Here is a 7,047-nt window from a genome sequence, read left to right on the forward strand (position 1 = left end):
TGATTCTTATTCAACAGATTTCAAGGCTTCAAGCATGTTGACCTTCTTGAGCCAACGGTTCACAATAAAGCCTAGAGTAGTGAGGATTGCAACCACAATCGCTGCTGGAACAGCATAGATGCTCCAGCTGACTGCTGGGTTGAACATTACAGTATCTGGAGGGATTATACTTGCCATGTAATGATGGAAAGCAAATCCGAGACCAAATCCGACAAGAATACCGACAATGGAGAGGTAGATGGTTTCACGATAGATGTAAAGAGTGACCTCTTTATTGTAAAAGCCAAGAACCTTAATAGTAGAGAGTTCACGGATACGTTCGGCAACGTTGATATTGGTCAAGTTAAAGAGAACGACAATGGCCAGTAAAACAGATACAGCAATCAAGATTCCCATAACCCGATTAAGGGAATTAACAATGGTTTCAACTTGAGATTTAAGGGTCGTGTTTTGAACAACCCCTTGAACACTTTCAAGATCCATAAACTCAGTTGCCATATCCGCAACAGCCTGATTAGAGTGGTCGGTCAATGTGATTAGATGAGCATTGTCAGTGGCAACTTTTCCAAAAGCTTTTTCATAAATTTCTTCATTCATAAAGATGAAATGGCTCATATACATTTCAGCAATTCCTGAAACGGTCAACTGAATGTCCTTGCCATCCTTGTCTTGAACAGTAAGGGTATCACCGACCTTGACACCAGTAAGATTAGCAATTTTTTCTGAGAGGATGATACCGTCTTGATCAAGTGACAGTTCCTGACCAGTCTTGCGGTCTTTTAGTTGAATGTAGTCACCAAAGTTGGCTTGGTCTTTATTTTGGATAACTAGGGCTGTGATTTCTTGATTATCCTTGTTGCGACCAGCTGTTTTGTGGAGCGTTTCGTAGTGTACTTGGAGGCTCTCTCTGACATTTGAATCCTTGAGAAGTTTATCGAGTTCCTCGCTCTCTTTTGGAGTTGTATTGGTATTGTGGGCGACAATCATATCATAGCGGATAATGTCTGTGAACTGACGATTGTTCAGGTCTGCAATCGAGCTTCGAATACCAAGTCCTGCAAAGAGGAGAGCGATAGAGCCACAGACTCCAAAGATAGTCATCAACATTCGTTGTTTGTAACGGAAGATATTTCGTGCAGTGACTTTCTGCGTAAAACTCATGCGTTTCCAAAGAGGCCTTATGCGCTCAAGGAAGATTTTAGAGCCAGCAGTCGGTGGTTTTGGAAGGAGGAGTTGGGCGGGTTTTTCTCCCAACTCTTTCTTAGCCACGAGGTAAGCAGGCAATACAGCAGAAAGGAGACCAAGCAGGATAGCAAGGAAGGATTTGACAGGGTAGAAGTACAATTCCATCGGTGTTAGTACAATTTTTGACTTGTAGGTATTGTAGATGATATTTGGCAGGAGGGTGTGCCCTGCGATGATTCCGATTAGCGTACCTACCATACTCGTCACGAGTCCATAGATGACAAATTTACGGATGATGTCTTTGTCTTGGTAGCCCAGTGCTTTGAAGGTTCCTGCTTTGATGCGTTCTTCTTCAACGAAGCGTCCCATGGTTACAAAGGTCACCAAGGCAGCGATGAAGTAGAGAACAACAGGAAAGATATTGCTGACGTTTTGGATAACGGATGCATTGTTTTCGTATGAAATGTATCCTTCAGATCCTGGAACTTCTCGACGGGTAAATACTTGATAAGTGGGTGCTGAGAGGAGATCCACACGCTCTTGGGCATCTTTCAGTTCTTTGCGTTTACTTTCGATTTCTGGCTCTGCTTTTTCCTTGGCTTCTTGGTACTCTTTTTCCTTTTGAGCAAAGATTTTTTGGGCTTCAGCTAACTCAGTTTCCTTTTGAGCTAAGGTTGTACGAGCGTCTGTTAGACGGACTTGGCCAGCCTGGAAGTCAGCTAATTTTTCCTGGTATATAGCGAGACCTTCTTGATAGTTAGCAGTACCATTTTGATAAAGTTCTTCTTTTTCAGCCAAGGTTTTTTTGGCAGTATCTAGTGCTGCAGTTCCATTTTCATATTGTGAAAGTCCAGCTTGGTATTGGACCGATTTTTCACGGAGCTCAGCTTGCTTCTGAGCTAGAGTTGCCTTAGCGACTTCCAGTTGTTGGCTAGCTTGATTGTATTCTTCTAATTTTTGCTGATAGCTTGTTTTCCCAACGGTATATTGATGGAGTTTTTCTTGGTATTGTGATTGGGCTTGACTAAGAACTGTCTCTTTTTGTGAGAGTTCCTTTTCTTGTGATTTTCGTTGCTCTTCGTCTTGAATAGTAGAAAGAAGGGCACGAAGAGTAGCTAGTTCGCTTGCTTGTGTTTCTAATGTTGTAGCCGTGCTATCTAGTTTATCTTTTGTACTATCTAGTTCGCTAGCAACAGTATCTAATTGTGTTTTACTTGCCTGAAGTTCAGTTTCTTTGCTAGCAATCTCTGCACCGGCTTGTTGGAATTGAGTTTGCCCTTGTTCTAGTTGGTCTTTGGCAGTTTGCAGTTGTTTAGCTGTTTCTTGGAGTTGAGCTTCTTTTTCTAAAATCTGAGCTTGTCCGTCTTGCAGTTGCCCTTGTGCTATTGACAATTGTGATTGGCTATCTTCTAGTTTGGCTTGTCCATCGGTTAGTTGACTTTGAGCACGATCAAGTTGAGCTTGACCATCAGCCAGTTGCTCTTGTCCGTCTTGCAGCTGTTGTTGTCCCTCGGTGATTTTTTTCTGAGCTTCTTGGAGCTGATTTTGCCCATCTGTCAGCACTTGGACAGCATCTTGGAGTTGCTTATTTCCATCATCAATCTTGTCCTGAGCAGTTCGTTTGATCTCTGCCAAGCGTTTTTCAGGCTCGTTTACTATGAGTTTTTTAACATCTTCTTTTGCTGCGTAGAGCTTGTCTGTGTAAGTCTGGCTGTAAGGATTGAGGTCGCGCAAGTTTTTGTAAGCAATCCGTGCAATCATATAGACATAGGAGTCAAATGTGTCCTCAGTCACGACAGCATAGCCTTGCAATTCACCGGAACCAGCTGTTGAACGTCCCATATTGACACGAGAGAGAATTTCGGAGGAGTTGACAAATCCTGTGATGGTAAATTGGTTGCGCTTGAGGACTGTTTGGCCGTTGGCATTTTCCTTTTCGGTGAAGTTAATGGTATCCCCTATCTTGTACCGTCCTTGATATGCAGCAGAGATGGCGATTTCATCACTTTTCTCAGGAAGTCGACCTTCTGCAATATCATATGTGGACAATTCTTTTGGTTTTGAGAAAAGTCGGAAAGCAGTGGGACTGTCTTTGATAACCACATCTTTAAAGTATCCATATTCAACAGTCGCTTTATCTTGGAGACTTGCGAGTAGGTCTTGGTCTGATGAATCAAGTCCGTAGTTACTGATGACAGCCAGATCAGCAGTTTTATGTTCGGCGAAAAAGTGCTGACCAGTCTCCTGCATGTTTGGGGTGGTGACTTTGAGACCGACTAGGGCAAAGGAACCTAGCGCCATAAGAGAGGCGATGGAAACGGTTCGTCCTTTGGATTCGGAGAAGGCTTTCTTAACATCTTTCCAATAGGTTTTTTCACTCATTCAATATCCTCTTTCTAGTATTCCAAATCTTCGATTCTCTGAGGAGTTGGGTTGAGATCAATACTTTTGACTTGGGCGTCGTGCATACGGATGACACGGTCAGCAATTGGAGCTAGTGCGCCGTTGTGGGTAACAATGATAACCGTTGCTCCTTGTTCACGTGCCATATCTTGGAGAATTTTAAGGACTTGTTTTCCTGTATTGTAGTCCAAGGCTCCAGTAGGCTCATCACAGAGAAGGATTTTAGGATTTTTAGCAACAGCACGCGCTATGGCAACCCGTTGTTGCTCCCCTCCAGATAGCTGAGCTGGGAAGTTGTTAATCCGTTCTCCAAGACCGACATCGATCAAGGTTTGTTCAGCATCCTTGGCATCTTTGACGATTTCAGAAGCCAATTCCACGTTTTCCTTGGCAGTGAGGTTGGAAACCAAATTATAGAATTGAAAGACGAAACCAACATCATCACGACGGTAAGTTGTTAATTCCTTGCTATTATAGTTAGAAATATCTTTGCCATCAATGATGACCTGTCCTTCGTCATTGGTATCCATCCCACCTAGGATGTTCAGGACAGTTGATTTCCCTGCCCCAGAGGAACCAAGTATAATGACCAGTTCGCCTTTTTCAATTTCAAAGTTGATATTGTTATTGGCGATGATTTCGATATCTCCTGTTTTGTAGCGTTTATATGAATTTTTCATTTCGATATAAGCCATGATTTTTTCTCCTTATGATTGTTCTTATACTCTTCGAAAATCTCTTCAAACCACGTCAACGTCGCCTTGCCGTATATATGTGACTGACTTCGTCAGTCTTATCTACAACCTCAAAACAGTGTTTTGAGCAGCCTGCGGCTAGTTTCCTAGTTTGCTCTTTGATTTTCATTGAGTATTAATCGACAACCTGTTGTTTTTTGATAACGGAGTCTATTATAGACAAATTGTTAAGTGGATGCTACAACAAAAAACAACAATCTGTTGAAATAATGGAAGAATTTCAAAAAACGCCATTTTTTCCTTTTTGTTGAATCAAGTCAGGAGCCTATTGACATATTTAGAGAATGGCTTATAATAAAAAACGACAACAAGATGTTGAAATAAGGAGTAGCTATGCAACAAAGACAAACCACAACCAAAGTAGATATAAAAGAAGCTTTTATTCAGCTCCTAGCAACCAAAAGTGTAGAGGATATTTCTATCAGCCAATTAACAAAAAAGGCGGGAGTGAATCGTTCGACTTTCTATCTTCATTATTTAGACAAACAAGATTTTTTAGAGCAATTAAGGGAAGAAACTTTAAGAATTGTTCGCACGATTTTGAGAAAAGAGACCTTCAACCAACAGGAAAGACTTGAAGAGGTTTTACTCTACTTCAGGGAAAATATTTCTTTTTTTTCTGAGATTGCCCAGAATCCGATGTTTCATTTTTCGGACAATATCCGTACTTTTCTTTTAGGTATGATTGAGTCAACGCCTCGGTCGCGTACTATAATTGTGGATGCCTATCATATGCCTGAACGTTATGCTGTCACTATGTATGTATCTGGCTTGACAGGGCTTATCGTGGACTGGATTGTCAATGGTGCACAGGAAACTCCACAACAGTTGACGAAGATTATTCTTGATTCACCGGGGATGGAATGGTTTAAGGAAAAATAGTCTGGAAATCGTTTAGAAAGGGAAAATCAAATGAAGGTATTTGTAGCAGGAGAAATCGGTTGTGTGAGTCACCATTTTTAATAGAGAATTTCTTAGCAGATGGATATAAAGTCTAACAGGAACTAAAGACTTGACAAGATTCAAGAAAAAGAGCAACCAAAGGCGGCTGAGTTAGATTTAGGACAAGTATAGAAAATTGAAAGACATACAGAAAACTTGTGTTATACTGGAGAGACTAGGAAAAAGGAGCAAAAAATGGCAACAACAATCAAGTATAAATGGGCGAGTCTAGGAACTGGCGTGATTGCTAATGAACTGGCGCAGGCCTTGGAAGCCTTAGGAGGAAAGCTCTATTCGGTTGCTAATCGAACCTATGATAAGGGGGTGGCATTTGCTGAAAAATACGGCATTGAAAAGGTCTATGAGAGAATCGATGATGTTTTTGAGGATCCCGAAGTAGACATTATCTACATTTCGACTCCGCACAATACTCACATTCAGTACCTACGCCAAGCACTGGCTGCGGGTAAACATGTGCTTTGTGAGAAGTCCATTACCCTCAATAGTGAAGAGTTAGAGGAGGCTGTTAAACTGGCGGAGGAGCATCAGGTTCTATTGGCAGAAGCTATGACCATTTTTCATATGCCTCTCTATCGTAAGCTCAATGAGATAGTGACAAGTGGCAAACTGGGATCTCTAAAGGTTATTCAGATGAATTTTGGTTCCTATAAGGACTATGACATGAGCAATCGTTTCTTCAATCGAAGCTTGGCTGGAGGTGCCTTGCTGGATATCGGTGTATATGCACTTTCCTTTGTCCGCTGGTTTATGACTTCCCAGCCCACTCAAATACTGTCACAAGTTAAGCTGGCTCCAACAGGAGTAGATGAGCAGGCAGGTATTCTCTTGACAAATGAAGAGGGAGAAATGGCGACCGTCACTCTCAGCTTACATGCCAAACAGCCAAAGCGAGGCATGATTGCTTTTGACAAGGGCTATATCGAGATTTATGAGTATCCTCGTGGTCAGAAAGCCATGATTACCTATGCAGAAGATGGGTCACAGGAGATCATCGAGGTTGGAGAAACTGCAAAAGCACTTCAATATGAAGTTTTAGATATGGAAGCGGCCATTTCTGGGCAAGAAGATCAGCTCTACCTGAACTATAGTCGAGATGTGATGGCACTCATGACGCAGCTACGAAAAGACTGGGGCTTGATTTATCCAGAGGAAGAATAGAGCCATATTATTCATATAGAAGGCAACGAAAGAGATAACTTTCAAAAGTATTTGACTACTGAGATCGATTGACATGAGAAGGGATCTCTTTCTATCTTGTATCAACAATAGTGAGAGTTAGAATAGAATGGAAAGATAAGAACTCCGTATATCGATCATACTATGACAATAGCTGATTGATTGTAGCAATTTTAGGCTTGACAGAAAATCAACACGCCAATATGTGGCAGAATAAAAGTGCCATTGGCCTTCCTTGGATAAAGCCTAACGTGCTGGAGCATCATCGGTATAAAACCGGACATTCAGATCATTATATTGTCCTGCCTATAGTTTTTATCAGTGAGCATCTTGAGGTTCTTCTTAGAAGGTAAGGAGCTTTGTGAGGTGCTGGCTGTCGTCTATACGTGGGTCGTCAATGACCGATAAGGATTCTCCTTTGCTTAAAACTCTTCTTTTCTTACGAACAATTGAAAAGACCTGAATGGGGGTATATGTCCACTATTGAAAGAGTTTTGGTAAGCTGGCTGTACCTGAGGAGGATACAGAGTAGATTCTAGAAGAAGTAGGATTGATTGACAAAAAT

The 7,047-nt window shown here is 41.6% G+C and carries 5 protein-coding genes; 3 read left to right on the forward strand and 2 right to left on the reverse strand.

The window, feature by feature from the left end:
• Positions 1-6 precede the first annotated feature (6 nt).
• Positions 7-3,567, reverse strand: coding sequence for an FtsX-like permease family protein (locus tag SCRDD08_RS01545; RefSeq protein WP_061422119.1), 3,561 nt, complete (start codon positions 3,565-3,567; stop codon positions 7-9).
• A 14-nt stretch (positions 3,568-3,581) separates the two neighbouring features.
• Entirely contained in the window at positions 3,582-4,283 is a 702-nt protein-coding gene (locus tag SCRDD08_RS01550; protein WP_061422120.1) for an ABC transporter ATP-binding protein, read from the reverse strand.
• Positions 4,284-4,676: 393 nt separating this feature from the next.
• Between SCRDD08_RS01550 and SCRDD08_RS01555 the strand changes: the two genes are divergently transcribed.
• The 3 genes from SCRDD08_RS01555 (at position 4,677) to SCRDD08_RS11280 (ending at position 6,835) form a co-directional block, all read left to right on the forward strand.
• A complete protein-coding gene (locus SCRDD08_RS01555; RefSeq protein WP_061422121.1) occupies positions 4,677-5,225 on the forward strand; it encodes a TetR/AcrR family transcriptional regulator in 549 nt (182 codons plus the stop codon).
• Between the two features lie 255 nt (positions 5,226-5,480).
• Entirely contained in the window at positions 5,481-6,464 is a 984-nt protein-coding gene (locus tag SCRDD08_RS01560) for a Gfo/Idh/MocA family protein (RefSeq protein ID WP_061422122.1), read from the forward strand.
• Between the two features lie 176 nt (positions 6,465-6,640).
• Positions 6,641-6,835, forward strand: a complete 195-nt coding sequence (locus SCRDD08_RS11280; protein ID WP_231089316.1) for a ferrochelatase — start codon at positions 6,641-6,643, stop codon at positions 6,833-6,835.
• Positions 6,836-7,047 lie beyond the last annotated feature (212 nt).

The sequence above is a fragment of the Streptococcus cristatus genome, assembly GCF_001578775.1.
In the GTDB taxonomy this organism is placed as follows: Bacteria; Bacillota; Bacilli; order Lactobacillales; family Streptococcaceae; genus Streptococcus; species Streptococcus cristatus_A.

What these genes read in the sequence shown, in the direction of transcription:
- SCRDD08_RS01545 (WP_061422119.1), bottom strand. Translation starts at nt 3,567, where the DNA reads ATGAGTGAAAAAACCTATTGGAAAGATGTTAAGAAAGCCTTCTCCGAA.
- SCRDD08_RS01550 (WP_061422120.1), bottom strand. Translation starts at nt 4,283, where the DNA reads ATGGCTTATATCGAAATGAAAAATTCATATAAACGCTACAAAACAGGA.
- SCRDD08_RS01555 (WP_061422121.1), top strand. Translation starts at nt 4,677, where the DNA reads ATGCAACAAAGACAAACCACAACCAAAGTAGATATAAAAGAAGCTTTT.
- SCRDD08_RS01560 (WP_061422122.1), top strand. Translation starts at nt 5,481, where the DNA reads ATGGCAACAACAATCAAGTATAAATGGGCGAGTCTAGGAACTGGCGTG.